Annotated in this window: 19 protein-coding genes; 9 read left to right on the top strand and 10 right to left on the bottom strand. The window is 45.8% G+C overall.

Translation table 11 applies throughout. The features are described from left to right. Positions 1–63: 63 nt before the first annotated feature. Positions 64–1,494 carry a hypothetical protein gene (locus tag F3J22_RS17550; protein WP_167019249.1) on the bottom strand — a complete coding sequence of 477 codons (1,431 nt, stop codon included), beginning with the start codon at positions 1,492–1,494 and terminating at the stop codon, positions 64–66. Between the two features lie 150 nt (positions 1,495–1,644). Here F3J22_RS17550 and F3J22_RS17545 point away from each other — a divergent pair, with 150 nt between their 5' ends. Continuing rightward, entirely contained in the window at positions 1,645–3,147 is a 1,503-nt protein-coding gene (locus F3J22_RS17545) for a lipopolysaccharide biosynthesis protein (protein ID WP_167019248.1), read from the top strand. Here F3J22_RS17545 and F3J22_RS17540 read toward each other — a convergent pair. From F3J22_RS17540 to F3J22_RS30870, 6 genes are all read right to left on the bottom strand, one after another. Next, positions 3,144–3,902 carry a glycosyltransferase family 2 protein gene (locus tag F3J22_RS17540; RefSeq protein ID WP_205195396.1) on the bottom strand — a complete coding sequence of 253 codons (759 nt, stop codon included), beginning with the start codon at positions 3,900–3,902 and terminating at the stop codon, positions 3,144–3,146. The genes F3J22_RS17545 and F3J22_RS17540 overlap by 4 nt on opposite strands. 13 nt (positions 3,903–3,915) lie before the next feature. Beyond that, positions 3,916–5,157, bottom strand: coding sequence for a glycosyltransferase (locus tag F3J22_RS30875; protein WP_167019247.1), 1,242 nt, complete (start codon positions 5,155–5,157; stop codon positions 3,916–3,918). A gap of 3 nt (positions 5,158–5,160) precedes the next feature. Continuing rightward, complete coding sequence (locus F3J22_RS17530; protein ID WP_167019246.1) at positions 5,161–6,159, bottom strand: polysaccharide deacetylase family protein; 999 nt, start codon at positions 6,157–6,159, stop codon at positions 5,161–5,163. Then, complete coding sequence (locus F3J22_RS17525; protein WP_167019245.1) at positions 6,146–6,844, bottom strand: methyltransferase domain-containing protein; 699 nt, start codon at positions 6,842–6,844, stop codon at positions 6,146–6,148. Before F3J22_RS17525 ends, F3J22_RS17530 begins: the two co-directional genes overlap by 14 nt. Further along, complete coding sequence (locus tag F3J22_RS17520) at positions 6,837–7,775, bottom strand: glycosyltransferase (protein ID WP_167019244.1); 939 nt, start codon at positions 7,773–7,775, stop codon at positions 6,837–6,839. Before F3J22_RS17520 ends, F3J22_RS17525 begins: the two co-directional genes overlap by 8 nt. A 150-nt stretch (positions 7,776–7,925) precedes the next feature. After that, the gene (locus tag F3J22_RS30870) at positions 7,926–8,582 is read right to left on the bottom strand and encodes a C40 family peptidase (RefSeq protein ID WP_167019243.1); all 657 of its coding nucleotides are present in this window, start codon (positions 8,580–8,582) and stop codon (positions 7,926–7,928) included. A gap of 231 nt (positions 8,583–8,813) precedes the next feature. Between F3J22_RS30870 and dnaE the strand changes: the two genes are divergently transcribed. The 8 genes from dnaE (at position 8,814) to F3J22_RS17475 (ending at position 19,136) form a co-directional block, all read left to right on the top strand. Then, positions 8,814–12,452, top strand: a complete 3,639-nt coding sequence (gene dnaE, locus F3J22_RS17510) for a DNA polymerase III subunit alpha (RefSeq protein WP_167019242.1) — start codon at positions 8,814–8,816, stop codon at positions 12,450–12,452. 234 nt (positions 12,453–12,686) lie between these two features. After that, on the top strand, positions 12,687–13,262 hold the full coding sequence (locus tag F3J22_RS17505; protein ID WP_167019241.1) for a hypothetical protein: 576 nt from the start codon (positions 12,687–12,689) through the stop codon (positions 13,260–13,262). Positions 13,263–13,679: 417 nt separating this feature from the next. Further along, positions 13,680–13,997 (top strand): thioredoxin, encoded by a 318-nt coding sequence (gene trxA / locus F3J22_RS17500; protein ID WP_167019240.1) that lies wholly within the window; start codon positions 13,680–13,682, stop codon positions 13,995–13,997. Between the two features lie 208 nt (positions 13,998–14,205). Further along, positions 14,206–14,526, top strand: a complete 321-nt coding sequence (locus F3J22_RS17495) for a co-chaperone YbbN (RefSeq protein ID WP_167019239.1) — start codon at positions 14,206–14,208, stop codon at positions 14,524–14,526. Positions 14,527–14,703: 177 nt separating this feature from the next. Then, a complete protein-coding gene (gene trxA, locus F3J22_RS17490) occupies positions 14,704–15,021 on the top strand; it encodes a thioredoxin (RefSeq protein WP_167019238.1) in 318 nt (105 codons plus the stop codon). A gap of 258 nt (positions 15,022–15,279) precedes the next feature. Further along, positions 15,280–17,421, top strand: a complete 2,142-nt coding sequence (locus F3J22_RS17485) for a M43 family zinc metalloprotease (RefSeq protein WP_167019237.1) — start codon at positions 15,280–15,282, stop codon at positions 17,419–17,421. Then, positions 17,418–18,599 carry an aminofutalosine synthase MqnE gene (mqnE, locus tag F3J22_RS17480; protein WP_167019236.1) on the top strand — a complete coding sequence of 394 codons (1,182 nt, stop codon included), beginning with the start codon at positions 17,418–17,420 and terminating at the stop codon, positions 18,597–18,599. The genes F3J22_RS17485 and mqnE overlap by 4 nt, the downstream gene beginning before the upstream one ends. Before the next feature lie 9 nt (positions 18,600–18,608). Further along, the gene (locus tag F3J22_RS17475; RefSeq protein WP_167019235.1) at positions 18,609–19,136 is read left to right on the top strand and encodes a DUF192 domain-containing protein; all 528 of its coding nucleotides are present in this window, start codon (positions 18,609–18,611) and stop codon (positions 19,134–19,136) included. An 84-nt stretch (positions 19,137–19,220) separates the two neighbouring features. Here F3J22_RS17475 and F3J22_RS17470 read toward each other — a convergent pair whose 3' ends face one another. The 3 genes from F3J22_RS17470 to F3J22_RS17460 form a co-directional block, all read right to left on the bottom strand. Then, positions 19,221–20,048: a hypothetical protein gene (locus F3J22_RS17470; RefSeq protein ID WP_167019234.1), complete on the bottom strand. Its 828-nt coding sequence runs from the start codon at positions 20,046–20,048 to the stop codon at positions 19,221–19,223. Positions 20,049–20,229: 181 nt separating this feature from the next. Next, the gene (locus F3J22_RS17465) at positions 20,230–21,792 is read right to left on the bottom strand and encodes an FMN-binding glutamate synthase family protein (protein ID WP_167019233.1); all 1,563 of its coding nucleotides are present in this window, start codon (positions 21,790–21,792) and stop codon (positions 20,230–20,232) included. A gap of 402 nt (positions 21,793–22,194) precedes the next feature. Next, positions 22,195–24,465 (bottom strand): c-type cytochrome, encoded by a 2,271-nt coding sequence (locus F3J22_RS17460; RefSeq protein WP_167019232.1) that lies wholly within the window; start codon positions 24,463–24,465, stop codon positions 22,195–22,197. Positions 24,466–24,498: the final 33 nt, after the last annotated feature.

Genomic DNA, 24,498 nt, shown 5'->3' with positions numbered 1-24,498 from the left:
AAAGCAGAAGGGTCTCTACAAAATAGAGACCCTTCTGCTTTTTATACGATCAGGCAAACCTGATTAATTAACCTTAACTGCCAGCGGCCCCTCAGGGCTACTGTGGCTCGCAAGAGCACTTCTGGATACAGTATTATCCTTATACCAGAAATAGAACCTGCCTGCATCATCCACCGCTACTGCTTTTATATCTGTAAACGATTTACCAGCCGGAACCGTATAGGCATTACCGTAAGAATACTGAGACCAGTAATTTGATCTGCCTACAGAATAGGTACCATCATTGTAGAAATAGTAAATGTCATCATTATCTTTTTTAATGGTAACGCCTACCAGTGTGGATATGGACTGACCCGGCGCCGGACTACCCTGAAAATAGTAATTCAGCGGATTACCTGCCAGCTTATACATCTCTCCATCTACCAGCCACCCATTATTAAAATAAGTATAATACCTGTTTGCCCCGGAAATGGCAACATCCACAACTGTATTGGCTGGCAGGTCCGAACGAATATCGAAAGTCGTAACAGGCCCCACTGCGTTAGTCCAGCTACCTCTTACTACTTTGCCATCTTTGCGGTAATACATCGCAGCATCGCCGCTGGTTATTTCAATACCGGCAAGCTCCTTCACATCACCGGCACCCTGAACCGCCCAGTCAGGCGCAGGGAACAGGCGTTTTACCATCACCGTATCTCCTTTGGAGAAATATTTAGCATGACTGGTTTTAGGAAAATCAGCATTCATCACAGATTCCAGATCGCCAATATTACCGGCATCATAATAGGATGCTTTCTTCCGGTTGCTATGCTGTAAACCCAATACGTGACCTAACGCATGCACCATCGCAGCAACCAGTTGATCGTTGCTGACATTATGCTTTTGCATATACGTCATATTCAGGGTAATGGAAGATCCCGGAAGGCCTGCCCCATTTGGCAGACTCACCAGGAAAGGTACATCCTGATTAAAATTTCCTGTAGAGAACATAATGTCGCTCGGAGCAGGATCACTATACACCATGAAGTTAAACTCCGCGCCGTTAGGAATCAGGATACCATTCCAGTAACCGATGGCTTTATATAAAGCACTTTCTACTCCCGCTGCCAGCTGCCCCGGATTATCCCCAATTTTGAAAACTTTGTATTTGTTAACTACATATGGACTCTTCACCGATTTGGTAGAATCTTTCGCTGCTACTATCGGTAAATTATTGAGCAGCTGTGTCAATGTGGCCTGCTCCATGGTCATATCCCCATCAATCAGCATGGAACCGCTGCCCAATGAGGTGATAGCCGTGCTGTCCAGCCCCATAGTTCTTGAATAAAGGAAGGCAACTGTGTCGGAATGTGTTTTAGGAATTTCATAAACCGGTGCCGGCTTCGGTGGCTCAGGTGCAGTGTTGTCTTTTTCTCCTGATGTGGAACAGGCGGTAAAGAACACGGGCAACAGCACTGCTGCCAGGTATTTCCCAGGGATAGATGCTCTCTTCATATTTAAATTATAAAAAATTACATATAAATGTAAGATGAATGAAATGGAAAAAATAAAAAAACCACATCAAGACAAAATTAATCCCCTTATTACGTCTAATTCATGACAGGGTACTTATCTTTGCCGGTATCGACAAACTATCAGGCTTTAATGGGTATTGTAAGAAAACAGAGTTTATATTCATCCATCTTCATCTATATTGGTTTTGCCTTCGGCGCATTTAACAAATTGGTATTATTCCCCCGTTTTCTGAATGCCGAACAATATGGTCTGACCACCGTAATCATAGATGCCGCTACATTGATGGCCATGCTGGCCTCATTGGGCGCAGTACCTGCCATCAATAAATTCTTTCCTTTCTATAAAGATTACCTGAATAAAAAAAATAATGACCTCCCGTTTTTGTCCATCGTTTTTGCGGCCATAGGATTCCTGGGGTTTGTTATTCTTTCGATTGTATTTAAAGGGCTGATAATTAAGAAGTATAGTACCAATTCTGCACTATTTGTCGATTATTTCTACATCCTGTATCCGCTTACGTTTTTTATCCTGATATATAACCTGCTGGAATCTTTTGCCTGGGGGTTACATAAAACCATTGCTTCCAACTTCCTGAAGGAGAACCTGCTGCGTATAGCTACTACCGTTGTTGTCATTCTCTACGGTGTATGCCATTTCAGCTTCAGTACCTTTATGGCGCTTTTCTGTATTCCCTATGCACTCATTGCAGTGGTGCTCTGGTGGGTCATCTACCGGACAAACGAACTGAAAACGGTCGCTAAGGTCAGTCGTGTTACCCAGCGGATGAAAGGACGTATCCTCCTCTTCAGCGGGTACGTATACGCTGCCATGGTATTTCAGCTGCTGGCAAAAACCTTCGACATTCTCATCATGTCCAGCCTCCTTGGACTAAGAGATGCCGGCGCCTACAGCATAGGTACCTACGTTGCCAGCCTGATAGAAGTTCCGCAACGCAGCATGTACGCCATCGCCACCCCTATCCTGTCACAGGCATGGAAGGATCGCAATATTGACAAAATAAGCTCCCTCTATACCAAAAGCTCTATTACACTTACCATCCTTGGATTGGGAATCTTTGGCGTTATCTGGAGCAGTAACCATAACCTCGTCCTTTTCCTGGGACATTTCCTGGACGCGGAACAACAAAAGGTTTTACCAACGGTTATACTTATCCTTTGCCTCGCAAAACTGGTGGACCTGGTCACAGGGATCAACAATATAATTATCCAAACATCCAATTTCTGGCGCTTCGACTTCATCAGTTCCAGCACCTTCGTCATTATCTCCATTGGTCTCTCCTACATCTTCCAGAAAAATTTCGGAATGATAGGCGCCGCTTACGCCATCATTATTGGCGTTACACTGAACAACCTGATACGCTTTCTCTTTATCTATATTAAATTCGGTATACAACCACTGAGTTATAAAACATTGATTGCACTGGGACTCGGCGCGGCAGCCATCTTTATTACCAGGCTACTGCCGTTCATGTGGAACCTCTATGCGGATACCATTATCAGAACAACCGTATTCGTGGCCCTATATGTGCCGGCGGTTGTTGGTTTGAAGTTATCAGAAGATATCAATGGTATGTGGAAGATGGTCGCTGAGAAGATATTTAAGAAAGGCTAATACTTCTTTTTAAATACATACCTGGCGGCAATGTACAGGTGGTGCAGGAAATTAGGTACTTTCCCATAATAATGGTCCAGGATCTTATAACGCTCTTTCCAGGCCAGGCGCTGATGCTGCTTACTCGTACCGCCTACCCTGAATCCGGCGATAACCTGGTGCGTATTACAGTTAACAGTTGCCCGTTGTAAAACCTTGATCATCCAGTCAATGTCCGCACATACTTTATAGTTCAGGTCATATTCCGGGCTGATAGAACGCTTTACAATAAAAGCCTGGTGCGATACCACCATGCCATGCTGCAAGCTTTTCCAGGTAAGGATTTCAGGTACTTTATGCGGTGTCTGCTCAGAACGTAACCCCAGCGCAGCCCCTTCTTCAGAAAGAAACATCGCTTCGCCATAATAGGTATCGGCATCCGGGCAGGTAGCAAAAGTATTTTTCAATACGTCTTTATCATGCAGCAGATCGTCTGCATTTAAAAAATAGACATAGTCTCCTGTAGCAGCCCGCAAACCCTTGTTCATCGCATCATACAGCCCTTTGTCCTTCTCAGAGATCACCGTAGCAATCTGCGAACGGTACCGGTTCACAATATTCATAGTCCCATCCTTTGAAGCGCCATCCACAATGATGTGTTCAATATGCGGATAAGACTGCGCCAGCACACTTTCTATCGTCTTTTCGATAAACTTTTCCGCATTGTAGCAGACAGTGATGATACTGATTACAGGATTTGATTTACTTACAGACACTGCATTTAATATTTTATGGATGTCGCCGTACGTCGGAAAATACTTTGTAATACTGTTCCGCTACGGTTTTCATCCCGAAATGTTGAATGATATAATTTCTTGCATTTTCACCAAACTGCCGGTTGCTGTTATTGTCTTGCAATAACCCCAGCACCCGCTGCGCAAATTGCTGATAGTCGCCCGGTGCTACCACATAGCCGGTATGCCCGTCTTTCACGATCTCCGCGCATCCGCCCACATCAAAGGTAACACAGGTAGTGGCACAGCTGCCGGCTTCGATCAGTACATTGGGTAATGTATCTGCCTTGGTTGGATAAATGAAAATATCGCTGGCACCATAGCACTGCATCATTCGTTCCATACCTTGCACATAGCCGGTATACACGGGTTTCAGATGTTTATAGGTTACAGGTAATGTATCACGGCCAATCATCAGCAGGTAAACGTCGCTGGTAAGCTGTTCATCGAGCAATGATAACACCTGCAATAATTCCTTGCCTCCCTTAAACTCGCTGTTGAAGAGCCTTTCAGACACAAAGCTGATAGCCGGAATATTTTCTGTCAGGCCCAAAGCAGCCCTGGAAGCCTGTTTATCTTTAGGTGTATATATATCCGTATCCAACGGATTCGGTATATGATATTGCGGTTTATCCTTTAGCAAAGGACTCACTTTCGTCATATTGTACAACCATTGCGCCGGTGATACAATGTAAAGATCGCTGGCCGCATACAGCCGTTTTTTTCTATTGATAAGATAAACCCCGGTATCAATGCCTGTAGATGGAGAACGCTTGTACTCATCTTCGGCTGGCAATCCTTCCTGCCAGGAAGTATCACCAAAGGTATGCGCCGCATTGGCGGTAATGGCCCACATATCATGCAGCGTCCATACAATAGGCGCGTATGCGGATAACTTTGGCAGCAATGCTGCATCAAAGTATCCACCATGGATGTTATGCAAACTGATAATATCCGGCTTGAACTGCTTTACCGTATCCATTATTACCGCTGATGAAAATGGAAACCAGAGGTATTGCATCCCCATCAGGTTACTGGCAACATTCCATCCTCTCTCTATAAAATTAATGACAGGCCCTTTCCGCGTAACCGTTACATTGGCTGCATTGGTTTGATGGGTGCCTGCAATAAAATGGTTGTCGGTATGATAGTAACGTTCCAGTGCAGTGGCAATCCTTTGCCCTGCTATGGCTGCACCGCCACTATTTTCATACCTGTTTATATAGAGTACTTTCACCGGTTACATTTTAAAAAAGCGTTCCATGTTGGTTTTGAAAACATCCAGCGACCAATCCCTTACCAATATCCTTGGCAGCGCATATGGATTGCTCCAGGAATGCACCTGACCATAGTAATTGGCACATACCATTTCCAGTCCAAGCTCCTTGCAGGCCCTGATACTGTCGGCATTGTAATACCTTTTAGTACCGAGAAACTTCCTGCTGCCGAATGGATAGGAAAAATGCTTCATTGGCTGCTGTAATAATGTCTCCAGGATTTCCTTGCTCTGGCCGATCTCTTCCAGCTGCTGCTGAAAAGGAAGCATGCCAACTGCCGGGTGCCGGTGCGTATGACAACCAATATGTACATACGGATTTTTCGCCATGGCTTTCAGCTCATCGAATGTCATCATGCGGTGAGTGGGCCTGCCTTCCGGACCGCATTGCGCCCAGGTGTACAGGTCCTGCATGGCATGATCTATTACATCCGGTGCACAGAATCGCAGGATACCTTGTAAAGCGTAGTAAGTATCGGTTATATGTTGGGAAGATGCCGTATTGAACTGATGGGCACCACCATTGATGGTAATATTTAAGTTCGCCGGCAGTGATCTTCCGGTCAGCAAAACCCTTTCCAGGTCATCCCACCATTGTTCCAGTGTGGTATTGAGTTTGGAAGTGGTAATGTAAAACAAGGCGGGTGCTGCATGTTTTTCCAGTAATGGCGTTGCTTCCAGGTAGTTATCTGCGTAGCCATCATCAAACGTAATAAATACGGACCTTTCCGGGAATTTCTTTTTCTCTTTAACATGATAGAGAAACTGATCTGCATCCAGAACATTGTACGCTGCCTTGAGGTGTTGCAGCTGTGCATCAAAATTTGCCGGACTCACTGCCAGGTCCTGCGGATCGGCGGCAAGGTCTGTAACCCTGTGGTACAGCAGGATGACAGCCGGTTGCTGTATTTTATTTGCAACGAAATTCGTTGCAGAGAATATCACATCACTAAGCTTTCCCATTCGTATTCTTCGTTGCAATGACGCTGATAATAACAGGATATACCGGATCATTAAAATCCAGTTCCTCTTTTGTTACTTCTTCCGCGGAGATTCCATGAAAAAGTGCGGTGGCAGCCAATACGTTGCCATAGGCTTTTACGGTAACATTTCCTTCTCCAAATACCTCATCAAATACCTGCTGTGCAGATTTTGTCGTAAAACGCCAGTAGTCGCCCCAGCGCTGCATATCATAGGCCGATATCTGAGAAACGCCTGCCAGTGTTGCCAGCAGTGTGCCTCCAGGCTTCAGCAGGTAGTATGCGCCCTGGATGGCCGCTTTATAATCGTATATGAAATTGAAAGTTTGTGTGCAGATGAAGCTATCGATCTGGTTTTCCGGTAAGGAAGCAATGTCTGTCAGGTCGCCTACGATTGTTACATGGCTATCCTGTTTGGTATGCAGTACTTCAAATTTGGTAACATGCTGACCAAATTGTTTGGAGTAGGAACTTTCCGCGATCTCCAGTACATGGCCGTGAATAGCTGCAATGTTTTGTTGCAGGAAGCTTTCAATATAGTAACGGTCGACGGGGGTACCACGGTCAAATCCGAATTTGGTGGAGAGCGGTTTTACACTGCGCAGGTTTTCCCAGTTCGCAGGAGCTACAACTTCCCGTCTGAATTTTTTGAGTAATTTTTTAAGCATTGCCTGCAATTTTGCGCCAGATTTTTATGAGCTTATCTCTAACTTTTTCCCTGATGGTCATTCCGGCATTTTTACGCAGAAAAACCCCGAAGCGCTTTTCAATATCCAGGTTGTTCACAACCGGAATATCCTTTACGGGAATGGTTCCTGGCCAGAGTTCTGTATAGGTATAGTCGTGTACGGTATAGTGGTGCGTGGCACTGGGCACGTTACCGTCATGCCGTACGAGTGATTTAACGGGGTACAGGGTGAGCATGTCGTGCAGGTAAGCGGCGGCTCTCCATCGGATGGCCCAGGAGCTTACCTTGCCCTGCTGTTGCTGGTGCAACATTCTGAAGAAAGGATATCCGCCCCAGAAATCAAATGGTTTGCGCAACCCTCTTTCCTGGATTTGCTGGATGAGTTTGGCAGAGTCTGGCTCAAACTTGCGCCAGGCACGGGCCCAGGTACCCCAACCCCAGCATCCCGGATCATGAATGGCAAAGGTATCGTCCTTCAGTTCTTCCGGAATGGCAATCGGATATATATACCCGTGAACTGCAAGCATTTTTTCGTCATGCTCGTATTTCACCAGGGCTTCGTTTACATATTCAAGGAAATGTGGCGCTACTACCAGGTCATCTTCCAGCACGATGATTTTACCGTACTCGTTCACAATTTTGGTAACGCCGTAAATGATGGAATTGGCCAGGCCTTTGTTCTGGGCCGATTCTTCTATGATCACTTCTTTACACCACTGCTGACTACGCACGATCCGACGGGTTTCAGCCACCAGGGCCTGCTGCTCCGGTGATACGCCCGCTTTCGGGCCATCACAAAAGACATACAGCGTGCTGTCTGCAGCTGCTGCGTTGCGACTCAGATGCTCTAAAGTACTGAGAGTCAGTTCGGGACGATTATAAACAAATAATACTATTGGCGCCAGTTCCATGCAGAAAATCTAAAATATCAAAGCAGTGAAAGTAGCACAAAACGGACAATTAAACAAATATCAAGGCCGTTTGTGGCGCTGGGTGCGGGTTATAAGGGAAGTACAGCCTGCGGCATGTTCATTGTCCGGATGCCACAGGCTGATCGTAAGTTATAGTCTGCCTCCGCCGGCATAATATTTTTTCCAGTAGGCCTCTTTCAGATCACTGATCATGACACCATTGGAAGTAGAGGCATGTACGAATTTATCATTTTCCAGGTAGATGCCTACATGGGAGATACGCTTGTGATGTATTTTAAAAAACACGAGGTCTCCTTCGTGGAGTTGTGTTTTGGAAAGACGGGTAACCTGACTGTATAATGCAACAGAGTTACCGATCAGGTTCAGCTGAAACACGGTATTCATGAGGAGATTCACAAATCCTGAACAGTCGATACCATCTTTTGTTTTGCCTCCCATACGATAGGGAGTTCCCATCCATTCTTCCAGGAAGCTGAACAGGCGCTGGTTTAGCACCGATTCTACCGGAACGTCCAGCAACTGTGCATACTTGAATTGCCAGGTAGCGGCATTTTCAAGATTGGCGCTGGCCATGGTAACATTCCTGCTGATAGCAGGCATTTTGGAAGATTGACTGGAGGTAACTTTTGGAGTGGGCCTTGTACTGATTCCTTCAATAAAACGTACCCGCTGCCCCGGCTCATTGTTGCTCGCCGTAGTGGCAGCCGCTCTGGAAGACGTTTTGGTGGTACTCTTCTGAAGCGTCGAACAGGAACTTAGTGACAGTGCACATACCGATAATTTCACAATTAGATTCCGCTTTACGCTATTCATACTTCCTTCTTGGACTGGTTATAAATTTTTGCTAAAATATTTAAGATTTTCGAAAAACCATGCTTTAGTGTCTGAAATTAAAATAGTTATAATCTATCTCTGCCAAAAAATCAAAATCTATATTTGATATTGTTGTGAGAAATCCCATTTTTTTAGCCTGTATTTTTTTGCGACTTTTGTCGCTGACGAAAAAGGAATAGCAAGATGAATTTCTCCCACTTACACGTACACACGCAATTCTCCTTACTGGATGGCGCCGCGGATATTAAATCGCTCTACAAAAAGGCGATGGCCTCCAATCAGCCTGCGCTGGCCATTACGGACCACGGAAACATGTTTGGTGTGTTCCAGTTTGTGGCGGAAGCTTACAATAATAAATTAAACCCCGCCGATCCAAAGGATAAACGCCTGAAAGTAAAACCTATTGTGGGTTGTGAGTTTTATCTGGTGGAAAACAGGCATAAACGCGCGTTTACCCGCGAAGAAAAAGATATCCGCTACCACCAGGTACTGCTGGCAAAAGATGATGAAGGTTACCGCAACCTCATCAAACTCTGCTCCCTGGGCTATATGGAAGGCCTCTACGGGAAATATCCCCGTATCGACAAAGAACTGATCCTCCAATACCATAAAGGGCTGATCGCCACCACCTGCTGCCTCGGCGCCTCCGTTCCCAAAACCATCCTCCGCAAAGGCGAAGAAGAAGGTGAAAAGGAATTTAAATGGTGGCTCGATATCTTCGGCGAAGATTTTTACGTGGAAATGCAACGCCACGGCATCCCTGAACAGGAACAGGTAAACGCAGTACTGCTGAAGTTTGCCAATAAATACAATGTGAAGATCATCGCCTCCAACGACTCCCATTACGTGGACCAGGCCGATGCCAACGCACACGACATCCTCCTCTGTATCAACACCGGCGAGAAAAAAGCGACGCCCACCATGAAGGAGTTTGCCGATGACGACGTGTCCGTGAAAAACAGACGCTTCGCATTCTATAACGACCAGTTCTATTTCAAAACAACGGAAGAAATGTCGGCATTGTTCCATGACCTGCCGCAGGCCATCGACAATACCAATGAAATCGTTGACAAGGTTCAGCTGCTGGACCTCAAACGCGATATCCTGCTGCCTAACTTCCCGATCCCTAAAGAATTCTTTACACAGGACCAATACCTGCGTCACCTTACCTACGAAGGCGCACGCAGCCGATATAGCGAAATGACCGCCGAAATTGAAGAACGTATCAATTTCGAACTGCAGGTAATTGAAAACATGGGCTTTGCAGGTTACTTCCTCATCGTGGCCGACTTCATCAAGGCTGGCCGCGACCTTGGCGTATTCATCGGCCCCGGCCGTGGATCTGCAGCCGGTTCTGCCGTAGCCTACTGCGTAGGTATCACCAACATCGACCCGATTAAATATAACCTCCTGTTTGAGCGTTTCCTTAACCCGGAACGTAAGAGCATGCCCGATATTGATACGGACTTCGATGATGAAGGCCGCCAGAAAGTAATCGATTACGTAGTACAGAAATATGGCCGTAACCAGGTAGCACAAATCATCACCTATGGTACCATGGCAGCCAAAATGAGTATCAAAGACGTTGCCCGTGTAATGGACCTCCCACTGCCCGACTCCAACGCCCTCGCCAAACTGGTTCCGGAAAAACCCGGTATCCAGCTGGACCGTATCTTCAACGCTCCCCTCGAAGGAGATAAAAGCCTCGCCGATAAAGAAGGCCTCGCAGGAGAAGATATAGAAAATATTAAGAAATTACGTGAACTGATCAAGGGTGAAGACCTCCAGGGTGAAGTACTCCGCGAAGCCTGCGTACTGGAAGGTTCCGTACGTAATACCGGTATACATGCCGCCGGTATCATCATCGCGCCGCAAGACCTCTACGACCTGATCCCTGTATCTACTGCCAAAGACTCCGACCTCCTCGTCACCCAGTTTGAAGGTAGCATCATCGAATCCGCCGGCGTTATCAAAATGGACTTCCTGGGGCTCAAAACCCTGACCATTATCAAAGGCGCCCTGGAACTGATCAAACAGAACCACGGCGTGGAAATCGATATAGACTACATCCCGCTGGACGACGCCAAAACATACGAACTCTACCAGAAAGGCGAAACCAACGCCACCTTCCAGTTCGAGTCTGCCGGTATGCAAAAGTACCTGCGCGAACTCAAACCGGATAGGTTCGACGATCTGATCGCCATGAACGCCTTGTACCGCCCCGGCCCGCTGGAGTATATCCCTGCCTTTATCCGTCGTAAACATGGACTGGAACCTACCACCTATGACCTCGCGGAAATGGAGGATTACCTCAACGATACCTACGGTATTACGGTATACCAGGAGCAGGTAATGTTGCTCAGCCAGAAACTGGCCGGCTTCTCCAAAGGAGATGCCGACGTACTCCGTAAGGCGATGGGTAAAAAACAAAAAGCCGTTCTGGATAAAATGAAATCACAGTTTATGGATGGTTGCGCCAAAAATGGCCACGACCTGAAAATCTGTGATAAAGTATGGACAGACTGGGAAGCATTTGCATCCTATGCGTTCAACAAATCCCACGCTACCTGCTATGCTTTCGTAGCCTATCAGACAGCCTACCTGAAAGCCCACTACCCTGCCGAATATATGGCCGCCGTACTGAACTGCGCCAGCAATATTGAGAAAATTACCTTCTTCATGGAAGAGTGTAAACGCATGGGCATCGACGTATTACAGCCGGATGTGAACGAATCATTCAAAGGCTTTGCTGTAAACAAACAGGGCCAGATTCGTTTCGGCCTCGGTGGCCTGAAAGGTGTAGGTGAAGCAGCCGTGGAGAGCCTGCTGGAAGAAAGAAAAAAAGAAAGCAACTTCACCTCTATCTTCGATTTTATCAAACGTGTCAACCAACGTGCAGTGAACAAGAAATCACTCGAGGCCCTGGCTATGTCCGGCGCTTTCGACTGCTTCCCTGAACTGCACCGCGCACAATATTTCAATAAACCGGAAAACGACCCGTTAACGGGCATCGATCGTATCGTGAAATTCGGTCAGCAGGTGAGCGCCGGCTCCTCCAACATGGGCAGCCTCTTTGGCGCTGATGAAATGCCTGCCATCGAACCACCTAAAATCCCTGCCTGCGACCAGTGGCCGCTCATCATGAAACTGAACAATGAGCGCGAAGTCACCGGTATCTATATCTCCGGTCACCCGCTGGACGACTACCGCTTCGAAATGAAGTATTACCAGATGAATACCGTTCAGGACCTCGTAGAATACCAGGCCGAAATCAGTACACCTGGTTCTACCGGCGGACGCGCCCGGGAAAAGAACTTCCGCCTGCCGGTATTCGTTACCAGCGCACAGGAACGTATCTCCCGCAATAACCGCCAGTTCGGGGTCATGGCGATTGAAGACTATACCGGAAAATTTGAATTCGCACTGTGGAGCGAAGACTTCATCCGCTTTGCGCCTTACCTGAAACCCGGACTATGCCTCTTCCTCAACGGTGGCTTCAAGTCCAAACGTTTCAACGATAATGAATACGAATTCAAGGTAAACAGCATTCAGCTGCTGCAGGAAGTAAAGAAAACACATACCAAACAGGTTTTTCTCATGACCACACCAAAACAGCTGACACGCAACACGGTAGATTTCCTCGTGGATAACGTCAACAGGTACCCGGGCAGCAGCACCATGCACGTACACCTGACCGATGTCGACGACCAGCTGCAAGCCAAACTGCATACCTTCAACAAGAATATTGAAATGAATGATGAACTGGCGCTTTATCTTGCCAAACAGCCAGACATTGACGTTTTCATTGAAGTAAAACAATAATACGCTGAAATAAAAAGCGTGCAACAGTTACTAACGTAAATGATAATACGTAATTAACCGTTGCACGCTTTTCTTTTTACAACCTACGTCCATGGCCAATTTCAAGGGTCATGATAAATTCTCTCACAATAAAAAAACCGACAAAATCCACACCGGACAAGCATCTCCATAACCATCTAACTATATAATTAAAGAAAAATCATATTTTCATATTTCGATAAATGATGATTTGATATGAAAAAGATCCCTACACTGTTTGAAAGAACATTTGAAAAAGGCCGCGTTACCGGTATCACCAGCCAGGTAACCGCAGGCTGTGAATGGGTACTGGCCGGAGAAGGCATTGCAACAAAAAAATGGGACGGAACCTGTGTATTTGTAGAACAAGGAATAACCTACAAACGCTATGATGCCAAACATGGCAAAACACCTCCGGAAGGTTTTGTACCTGCACAACCCGACGCAGACCCTGTAACCGGCCACTGGCCAGGATGGATGCCCCTGAGCCTTTCCCCTGATAAATGGATAGCAGAAGCTGTTACCAACTACCAGGAAAATGGCGCCACGCTTATTGACGGCACATACGAAGCTATCGGCCCTAAAATCAATGGCAACCGGGACGCTGCTACTGCACATATCCTGAAAAAGCATGGCGATCAGCAGTACGAAACAATCAGCCATACACCGCTTACTTACGACGCTATTTTAGCATTCCTGCAGGAGCAACATACGGAAGGCATCGTTTTTCATCATCCTGATGGCCGGATGAGCAAAATAAAACGCAGTGACTTCGATCTAAGCTGGAAGTAAAATAATTTCCGGCAGCAATGCTTGACGTTCTGTCATCATTTTACTGCCGGATTGACTTTATCTTTCTCCCCTATTTTTCTGAAAAGCAACCATTTACCACCATATCTATATAAAAAATATATACCGCAAAACCCCAATCTCTACTTAAATACCTGTAATATTGATATAGAAAATTACCGGCGACAAGACTTTTGCGCCATTTGGCACTTTCCATAAAAAAACAATACGAGTTATACATGTAATTTATACTACATTTGCAGCCTCCGTCGCCTATTACAGCATAGAGATAATCAATAAGTATTATGTCAAAAATGCAGTAATTTGCATTCGGATCAGGATTTGCAGATAAGTGTTAGTCTTGATTAAAAAAAGAAAATCAAAACAATCATTATAATAATTAATTTAAATAAGTAGTATATGGCTTTAGAATTCACTGATGCAAACTTCCAGACTGACGTGCTGGACTCTGACAAACTTACTGTTGTTGACTTCTGGGCAGAATGGTGTGGTCCTTGCCGTGCAATCAGCCCTATCATTGAAGAGCTTTCTAAAGATTACGATGGTAAAGTAAACATCGGTAAAGTAAACGTGGACCACAATCCACAGGTTTCTATCGACTACGGTATCACCAGCATCCCTGCCATCCTGTTCATTAAAGATGGTAAGGTAGTTGACAAACAGGTAGGCGCTGTTCCAAAAGCAGTACTGGACAAAAAAATCCAGGCAAACCTCTAATCAGCAGATAACTGAAAAGAAATATTTAAAAAGGCAGTCTCTACTTAAGTAGAGACTGCCTTTTTTTATGGTGATCTCTATAAAGAAATGCCCCAGCTTACTCCTGCAAAATAAAATTTGGTTCCTGTAAACAATAGGTGATTCTTTATTGTTACTCCGCTTTAATAACCCCAAGCAATCACTTACAAACACATTAAATAAATAACATATGATTTCAGAGATATCTGATTTTGATTTCCAATCTAAAGTGCTGCACGCTAAGTCCGATAAACTCACTATTGTTATTTTCTGGTTAGAATATTGTGGTCCATGCAAATCACTTAAAAATATCATGGAATATGTGGCAGATGATTACGCCGAAAAAGTAGATATATATAAATTAAATGTGGACACGGAGATCCTGGCGGCTGCACGTTACAAAAAATATTATCCGTCGCTCCTGTACTTCAAGGCTGGCAAGAATATTCACACAGATGTTGGCTTACTTTCAAGAGCAGAAGTGGAAAAGAAAATCAAGGAATTCATCTGATCACCAGGTGACATAGCCCCATCACATTATCCCCTCAACCTCACCCCAATACAATAAAATGTAATTCCGCTTATCAACAGCTCATCGCGCTTTGATGATACCTCGCTTACGGTACAAACGATGATAAAATACAATTAAACCAATCCTTTTAACAATTCAACTTAAATCTGTAAAACCATGATCGTAGAATTAACTGACAGGAACTTTGATACCGAAATCTATAATTTCGACGGACTAACAATTGTTAATTTCATGGCCGAATGGTGTGGCCCCTGCCATATGCTTAGTCCAATGTTTGAAGAACTTGCTGAAACTTACAAAAATCAGATAAAGGTCGGTAAATTAGATATAGATAAACATTCAGGGGTAGCTGCCAGATTCCAGATTTCCGGTATCCCGACAACCGTTATCCTCAAAAATGGCAAGGTTATTTATACGAAGGTTGGTATTGCTAAAAAAGCCGATCTGGAAAAAAAAATCGAGACACACATCTGATTGGCAGTAAGTGAAAAGCAATTGCAATAAAAACGTATACCCAACTTAGTCGGGTATACGTTTTTTATGATCATCTTCCAACAATAGCATTCATCCGGTAATTTTTTCAACGATACATCTCCCTTATTTATCGATTTAACCATCTCCCCCATTAAACTCCCGCTAAATTTTAACGACTAAATAATACCAGACGCCGGAAAATTTGAACCTTCATCGTATCTTACACATTATAGTTGTTAAATATTCAAAAATTCAGCCTTGCGCAAAATTTTACTGATTCTTCTATCCTTTGCCGCCATCAACCAATTGCACGCCCAGCGTAAATGTGGTACCAACGACGCCCTCCAGCAGATGGTGAAGGACCGCCCTTACCTCGCTACCATTTTACAGCAGAATGACACCCGGCTCATGCAGGGACAGGAACTGCAGAAAATGAAAGTCAGGACGGAAGCAACCCCTCAGAATGTAACCATTCCTGTTGTCGTTCATATCGTTACGGATAATCCCGGATCCATCACCGATGCACAGGTGCAATCACAGATTGATGTACTTAACCGCGACTATACCGCAGCCAACCCGGATGTCAGCCAGGTACCTGCTGTATGGCAGCCGATCATTGGGAACGATCATATCAATTTCTGCCTGGCACAGCGCAATCCGGATGGTGAACCCACCAACGGCATTGTCAGGGTGACGACTCCTGTTGGCCAGAGCTTTACCATTTATAACGGTACCCCCGATGTAAAATATAACAGCACCGGCGGGTCTGATGCCTGGGATCCATCTAAATACCTCAATATCTGGGTTACCAACCTCGCCGGCAGCTACCTGGGTGTTGCCGCACCTCCCGGTATGGGGTACCCCCGTGAACAGGAAGGCGTAGTAATCCTTTATACCGCTTTTGGGACCATCGGAAACGTTCGTGCACCCTATAACCTCGGACGCACTGCAACACACGAAATCGGGCATTATTTCGGCCTTAAACATATCTGGGGCGACGACAATGGCGACTGTTCCATCGACGACGGCATTGCCGACACTCCTTTGCAGGGAAATTACAGCTTTGGCTGCTTTACTTTCCCCAAACTCGATCTCTGCAGTCCCACCTATCCGGGTATCATGTTCATGAATTACATGGACTACTCCGATGACGGCTGTATGCACCTTTTTACCGCCGGACAGGTACTACGTATGCGTTATGTGCTGGAAAACGTGGTAACCAGTCTGATGGCTTCTGACGGCTGTACACCGCCGGTGGTATACCCCAACGACACGTATATCAAGGCGGTGAATAATCCGGTGGGCAAGATCTGTAACAATAATATCACCCCTACGGTGGTGCTGCGCAATAAAGGCACACAGCCACTCACATCTGCCAATATCGTCTACCAGGTAACCGGTGGCAGCCTGGTTATTTACAAATGGACCGGCAACCTCGCCAGCTTCACGGAAACGACGGTGACGCTGCCTGCCAGTAAGGTACCTGTGGGCCTGTATAACATAAAGGCATATACGCAGCTTCCAAACGGACAGCCGGACGGTAATGTCAGCAATGATACCGCCTTCAATAAATTCAATTACGATGCGGAAGTGCAGCTGCCACTGAGCGAAGGCTTTGAAAACGATAGCTTCCCTCCTCCGGGATGGGCTATACGTAACCCCGATAAGAGCTTTACCTGGGAAAGGGCCCGCGACGTCGGCCATAACAGCAATGCCTCTGCGCTGATGCGTAACCTGGGCTATAACGTCAACGGACAGGTGGACGACCTGGTTTCGCCGGTGCTCGACGCCATGGGGCATGATTCCGTATTCCTCTTCTTTGACGTGGCAGCAGCAGTATATACCAATCCTGCTGCTACCGGCAACGTCTGGGATACACTGCAGGTATTGTCCAGTACAGATTGTATGGAGAACACACAATTACTCTATACCAAATGGGGACCTAACCTGATTACGCACCCTACGGCTATCCAGACGGAATACGTTCCTACCAATACGGAATGGCGCCGGGATTCGGTGGATTTAACGGCTGCCGTACGTAAAGGAAAATTTCAGGTAGCCTTCAGAAATATTTCAAACTCAGAGAATAACATTTATTTAGATAATATAAATATTGTTTACAGAGATGTGAATGAAGACCTGAAGAAATACGGAATCCTGGTGAGTCCGAACCCTACCAACGGCATGGTTTGGGTTACTTTTTACCAGGTACCGGACGATCTTCTCCAGGTTTCCATCTACAATGCTTTGGGGCAGTTTATCATGAGTCAGCCTAAGGCAAGTATCAACAGTGCCAACCGCATGACCTTTAATTTGGTAAATGAGCCAAATGGTGTTTATTTTGTGAAATTAATTTACAGGAACAGGGCCAACACCATTAAATTAATGAAAGTAAGATGACGATGAGACAAGATTATCCTGCTGTAGAAGCACTGCTGCAGCATCCCGCACTGGATCCGTCGCTAAAGACAATCGGCGAGAAAGTATTAAGACAGGAAAGGCTCACACCGCAAGACGGTCTGACCTTATTCGAGAAAGGAGATATTGGATTTGTAGGCGCTTTAGCCAACAAGGTACGAGAGCGAATGCATGGCGACAAGACCTACTTCAACCGCAATTTCCATATTGAACCTACCAACGTCTGCGTATTTACCTGCCATTTCTGCTCCTATTCACGCCTCTACAAGAACCGTGAAGAAGGCTGGGAACTGAGCATAGACCAGATGCTGGACATCGTTAAAGGTTATGATAACCAACCTGTAACCGAAGTTCACATTGTAGGTGGCGTGCACCCTAAAATGCAGCTGGATTTCTTTGTGGAACTGATACAGAAAATCAGGGCACACCGTCCGGACCTGCATATCAAAGGCTTTACCGCGGTGGAACTGGATTACATGTTCCGCAAAGCGAAAGTAACCGTTGAAGAAGGGATGCGTATCCTCAACGAAGCAGGTTTACAGTCCATGCCTGGTGGCGGTGCTGAAATCTTCCATCCGGACGTTCGCGCCAAAATCTGCCATGATAAAGTAGACGCTGACGGATGGCTGGCCATTCACCGCGCTGCTCACAGGCAAGGCATGCATACCAACGCTACCATGCTGTATGGTCATGTAGAAACCTTCGAACACCGTGTAGATCATATGGAACGCCTGCGTCAGCTGCAGGACGAGACCGGTGGCTTCAATACTTTCATCCCGCTGAAATTCCGTAATAAGGGCAACGACATGTCTGATATTCCGGAAACATCTGTAGTGGAGGATTTACGCCTGTATGCCATCGCAAGACTCTACATGGATAACTTCCCTCACCTGAAGGCTTACTGGCCTATGCTGGGAAGAAATACCGCACAGCTCACCCTCTCCTTCGGTGTAAATGACCTGGATGGTACCATCGATGATACCACCAAAATTTACTCCATGGCAGGCGCGGAAGAACAAAACCCTTCCATGAATACTGCACAACTGGCCATGCTGATCAGACAGGCAGGCAGAAGACCAGTGGAAAGAGATACTGTTTACAACGAAATCAAAGACTATACTGATGTAGCTTTCTCTGATGAGGAACTGCTCACGAAATAATGTCCTGATATGCAACTACACCTGAAACTCCTATTGCTTGCGGCTTTATATACCGCAAGTTGTAATTCGTCTCCCAGCCAGCAACAGGCAGCAGACACCACGACTGCGCCGGCAGCAGCTGAATCAATAGCAACCAGCAATGGCAGTGCCTTTAAAAAACAGGGAACACTAGCCTTTGTCAGTAAATCCGGAGCGGATACCATCCGTAAAATTGATATCCAGCTGGCACAGACAGATCAGCAAAGAGAAGATGGTCTGATGTACAGGAGATCAATGACAGATGAACAGGGTATGTTGTTTATCTTCCCGGATATGGAAGAAAGATCTTTCTGGATGAAGAATACTTATATCTCCCTTGATATCATTTATATAGATGATAAAATGGAAATTGTATCTGTTCAGAAATATGCGACTCCTTTATCCGAACAAAGCCTTCCTTCTTTCAAAAAAGCACAGTATGTGCTGGAAGTAAATGGTGGGTTTGTAGATAAATACCATATTGCCTACGGTGATAAGATTGCATATACGAAAGATTAAAATACTTTAAATAGATTTGGGCTGACTGAGATGCAAATGTATATTCAGTCAGCCCAAATTATTTAACGCAGTGCCAGTTAAACCCTACAGTAAAACTTTATTATATAGCATATGTTTTACTGTCATTATATTATCACTACCACAGCCGTTCAGCCTGATCATATATTGCTTATACTTTAGCAAATAAAACACCATCTCCTCTCCTTTTAATACAGTGGCTCCTTTTGATTTATAGTATTCCAACAGCAGTTCTAAATCATTACCTTTTATGTTGAAAGTTGTTTCAGCCAATTTTTCATTGGTAAAATCGAAAAGCCATTCAGACGAAATCAAGCTCCTGTATAATACTTTGGGATCACCCTCCCCTTTGTAATATTTGTAACTGATCTTATTTTTATCGAGGGAGTCCTTGATGGCTTTGTAAGTAAGGCTGAGCAGGTTTTCCCGACTGTCCAGTATTTTACCCAGCGCATTCATCTCCTCTTTTAATTCTTCGTCAGTATATAATGGAGCATTTGCCACTTCGGCATTAGGGTCAACACCCTTCGTTATTCTCTCTGTTTCAAAATTTGCAATCTTTCCTGTTGATACAACGCTTACTTTCATTGATTGGAGCAGCTTTGTGAAGGTCACATTGGAGCCTCCGGAGGCTTTATACAATTCGTCTATATAGCGATAACAATTGTTTGGGTGTTTTCTCATAAACCGAAGTGCATCATATGTCTTTCTAACTTCATAACCCATTTTCTCAAGCGCATCAAGCATCGGCCCACTAACCTTTACATTATTTGTTTCCCAGATATACAAAGATCGGTCGATAAGTTCATGCATGGTGGTTTTGTCGAGCGTTTGGGAAAATACAGACATCGCACTTGTCACCAGAAAGGTGAGCAACAGTAAGGATCTTTTCATAGTGATATAGGGTATATATTATTGTTTAGTAATGGTAAAAGTACATATTAATGATCATACCTTAAAGTCTTTTGGGCAAACGCTTACCTTATGAAAAGGATATAAAAAAACTCCGCTGGAAAGCGGAGTTTTCTTTGCTCTTTTTGATACATATTTGACTGCTAACACTATAGCTAATTAATTAGTTATGCGCAATATGCTCAGGATATAACGGCGCACCTGTTTTGCTCAGGCGTGGGCCATAGATCTCAGCATAGGAACGGATATCCGTTCTGGTTACACGACGGAACATTGCTTCAGGCGCCACCTTCTCCGCATTCGTGAAGCCGCAGGCACCCATCAGTTCAGCCAGTGCATAGATGGTATTTCTATGGAAGTTGGCAACACGCTCACGTTTGTCTGTTACGTTTACACCACGGTACAGGGTTGGGTCCTGTGTAGCCACACCCACCGGACAGCTACCGCTGTCGCACTGCAACGCCTGGATACAACCCAGTGCCAGCATCATACCACGTGCACTGTAAGCCGCATCAGCACCCAGCGCCAATACTTTCATAATATCGAAACCTGTAATGATCTTACCACTCGCCAGGATACGGATATGCTTCTTCAGACCGTAGTGTTTCAACATATTCACTACCATCGCCAGTGCATCGTATAAAGGCATACCGATGGAGTCGGTGAACTCCAGCGGAGCCGCACCCGTACCACCTTCTGCACCATCTACGGTGATGAAGTCAGGGAAAATGTTCGTATTGATCATAGCGGTACAAATACGCTCAAATTCATCTGCACGGCCTACACACAATTTAAAACCTACTGGTTTACCACCGGAAAGCGTTCTTAATTGCTGCAGGAATGCCAGCATTTCATACTCATTGCTAAACGCGGTATGCGCAGCAGGAGATAATACGCTTACACCTGGCTTCACCTTACGGATAGCCGCAATTTCAGGCGTATTTTTAGCCGCAGGAAGTACCCCACCTTTACCAGGCTTAGCACCCTGACTCAGCTTCAGCTCAATCATTTTCACAGAAGGAGCCGCAGACGAAGCCGCAAACTCAGCCGGAGAAAAGTTTCCGTGCTCATCACGGCAACCGAAATAACCGGTACCTACCTGCCAGATCAGCGCACCACCATTTTCCAGGTGATACGGACTGATACCACCCTCGCCGGTGTTATGCGCAAACTCGCCGAGTTGTGCACCACCATTGAGCGACAGGATCGCCGTTTTACTCAGCGCACCATAAGACATCGCGCTGATGTTGAGTAAACTTGCATTATATGGTTGGGAACACTGCTCATTACCAATGTTTACACGCAGTGCTTCCGGTTTTACCTTTACTGGAAAAGCAGTGTGAGAAGCCCACTCATAGCCAGGCTCGTACATATCAGCCAATGCACCGAAAGCAACAGTCTGCTTTACGTCTTTTGCACGCTGGTACACTACTGAACGCTGACGACGGCTGAAAGGACGCCCGTCGGTATCTGACTCAAAGAAATACTGACGCATTTCAGGACGGATATTTTCCAACAGGTAACGTAGTCTTCCCAATGCCGGATAGTTACGTAACAAGGCATGCTTACCCTGGAAACGATCATATAACGTCAGCACCGTTAATCCTACTGCAACCGGTAATAAGACCCATCCTGTGATGTAACCTCTGTAAATTCCTACCGCTACACTAATGTCTAAAATGAGGCATAAAGCATAAACCGCCCATCGTGCTATCCGATGATTCATAAAATTGATTTTATAAAAAAATTGTTTTGGTAATTGCTCCTGGATTTTACTACGCTGATTTTAGGTAGCGATCCTTCCCGAACAACCTGTCGCTTTCATCTGATTGTCCGGGTTTATGTGTTGAAGTCTTTGGGGCAGGATAAAAATGGCAACATAATACCACCTGTACTGATCGTTGTGTTCGTACATAGGTCTTTCGGCAGTAATATGTTTGTAACCTTCATCATATAATGACGCAAAGATAGGGGATATTTCCGTCACGAAAATCGCGTGTCAATATGATTTCAATACATTAAATATTGTGGCTTTTTCTTTTGTATTTATTCAACACTGCTCGCGCAGTATTGAATAAATACAAGAGATTTCAGGGGTTTACTTTTTCTGATTACACTGTTTTCAGCCTTACTGCGTTAGCTCGGCGGCAGTAAATGGCTTTTGTCTGCCGCTATTCTTCTCTCTCACTTTTATAATATCATTAACAGTTACTTTCTCTGCGTTATTTTTCCATGCATTTCTGATATAGGATATCAGCTGTGCAATATCTTCATTACTATATTCTCCTGTACCACCTATTCCTGGCATATCTCCGCTGATCTCAGGTGCCTGGTATATTTTGTTCTGCACTTTCACCGGGCCTGTGAGTCCATAAAGCACGATGCTGATCAGGTGTTCCTTTTCACCGTTTACCCAGTTGCTTTCATTCAGTGGCGGCGCCATAGAAGCAATACCATTGCCTTTTTTGCCGTGGCAGGTCTGGCAGAGTGTAGTGAAGATATCATGGCCTTTAGGATAGGTCAGTTCGAGCGCCTCCATTTTCTTTGCCACTGCAGCGCTCTGCATATCTTCAAGGGTAGCCTTCAGGCCTTTATACAGGAATGATGCGGTATCTGCCTTTGCGGCATCCAGCGATTTGAGTATAGCCGCTTCCCTGTTAGTGGCGTTGTTAACAATAGCAGCAGCTACATAACGGTTACCTGCATACGTTTTTACCAGGTAATCCTCCATGGTAGCTGCGGCAGACTTATTATACCTGGCTACATCAGGTAACAACCAGGCCGCATAGGCCACTGTATTTTCCTGGTGCAGCAGACTATCAATAATGGCATTTGCCTGCTTGCTGTTTGCGGGAGTCATCACTGCCGGCAGCGCTGCCATTGCCTGCATATGGCAAATTGGTTCGTTGGTGGCCAGCAGAAAGGTGATATCCTCCAGTTTCAGCTGATGCAGGCCTTCGAGCGTCCACAGTGCATGACGTAGCCCCAGCAATTGTAAGGTGTCTTTCAGCATTTCCCGGAGCGCAGGTACTGCTTCCTGCATGTTCCTGTCTACCAGCTGCTGCTGGGCCAGGTCGCGGATCACGCCGTTATTGTCGTGCAGGGAAGCTACCAGTTTATTGGGCGTTGGGCGCATCAGCATTTTCTGCGGTTGTTCACCTTTTTTTATTACCCGGTAGATACGGCCGCAATTGAGGGGTAGTGTCAGTTTGCGGGTAGCAATCTGTTGTTTGAGATAGCTGGTGAGATAAGATTTATGCTGGATGATCCCCCGGTACATATCTAATATGTAAAGGGCGCCGTCGGTGCCGGTATAGAGGTTTACCGGGCGGAAGCGTTCATCTGTGCTGGCCAGGAACTCACTATTATGGGATGATTGTTCACCAGTAACGATCAAGCCGCTGTCTTTCAATATATTACGTTTGATCAGGTTAGCGGCGGGTTCTGCCACGAAGGCATTGCCATAGTATTCAAGTCCCAGGTGTCCGGCACGGTAAATCAGCGGGCCGCAGGCAGCGGTAAATTCTACCAGTCTGCCAGTACTGTCAAGCACGCCTTTCACATATCCCCTATTGACACCTCTGTTGGGGCGTATCGGGTATACACGGTTATCTTTTACGATCTTTTCATCAAAACCTGCCGCTTTCTGCTGGTGGGGGTTGTTGGCACCGAGTCCCGGTGCGAAGTAGTCGCCCAGCAGGTTCTGCGAGTTATTATTATAGAAGAGCCTTCCGTCGTCGTCCTGGGAGATCCCCCATTGTCCGCGGAAATGGGTCATTTCTTTCACCCATTTGCCGTTGATCCTGCGGTAGCGGCGGTCCGACTTCGCACTGTAAATCCAGTTATCGAGGGCTCTGTAAAGGCCATTGGGCTGGTGTTCCACATTTCCGCCGGCGGCGTATTGGTCGTCTACGAGGGTACGTTTACCAGGCTTGTCATCATGTATTTCATAATACCAGAGCATGGGCGGTGTGGCTACGAGGATGCCGCTGTCTACAAGACAGAGCGCTCTTGGCAGCACCAGTGAATCGAGGAAAACGGTACGTTCATCCATGACACCATCGCCGTTCTTATCCGTAAGTATTACGATTTTGCCATCTGGCTTATCTTCTCCGGTACCAAGTGTATCCGGCATATAGCCCATCATTTCGGCCACCCACATGCGGCCGCTGATATCGAAGGTCATGGCCACCGGGGCTACCACCATTGGTTCGGCGGCTACCAGCTGCACTTCCAGGTCCTTATCGGTTTTCATTTTCCCTATCGCCGCCTTTGCATCCAGCACAGGCGCTTCGGTGGTATCTTCCGTACTGGTAGCGGAAGTAGAATGATTTTGGTGACAGCTGGCAATGAAGGCTATCATTAACGTGGAAAAAATCAGATAGTACTTGCGATTCATCTTAAAATCTTTGCAAGTGTTAAAAATACAGCT

The organism is Chitinophaga sp. Cy-1792, assembly GCF_011752935.1.
In the GTDB taxonomy this organism is placed as follows: domain Bacteria; phylum Bacteroidota; class Bacteroidia; order Chitinophagales; family Chitinophagaceae; genus Chitinophaga.
This window is presented reverse-complemented; position numbering and strand designations above follow the sequence as displayed.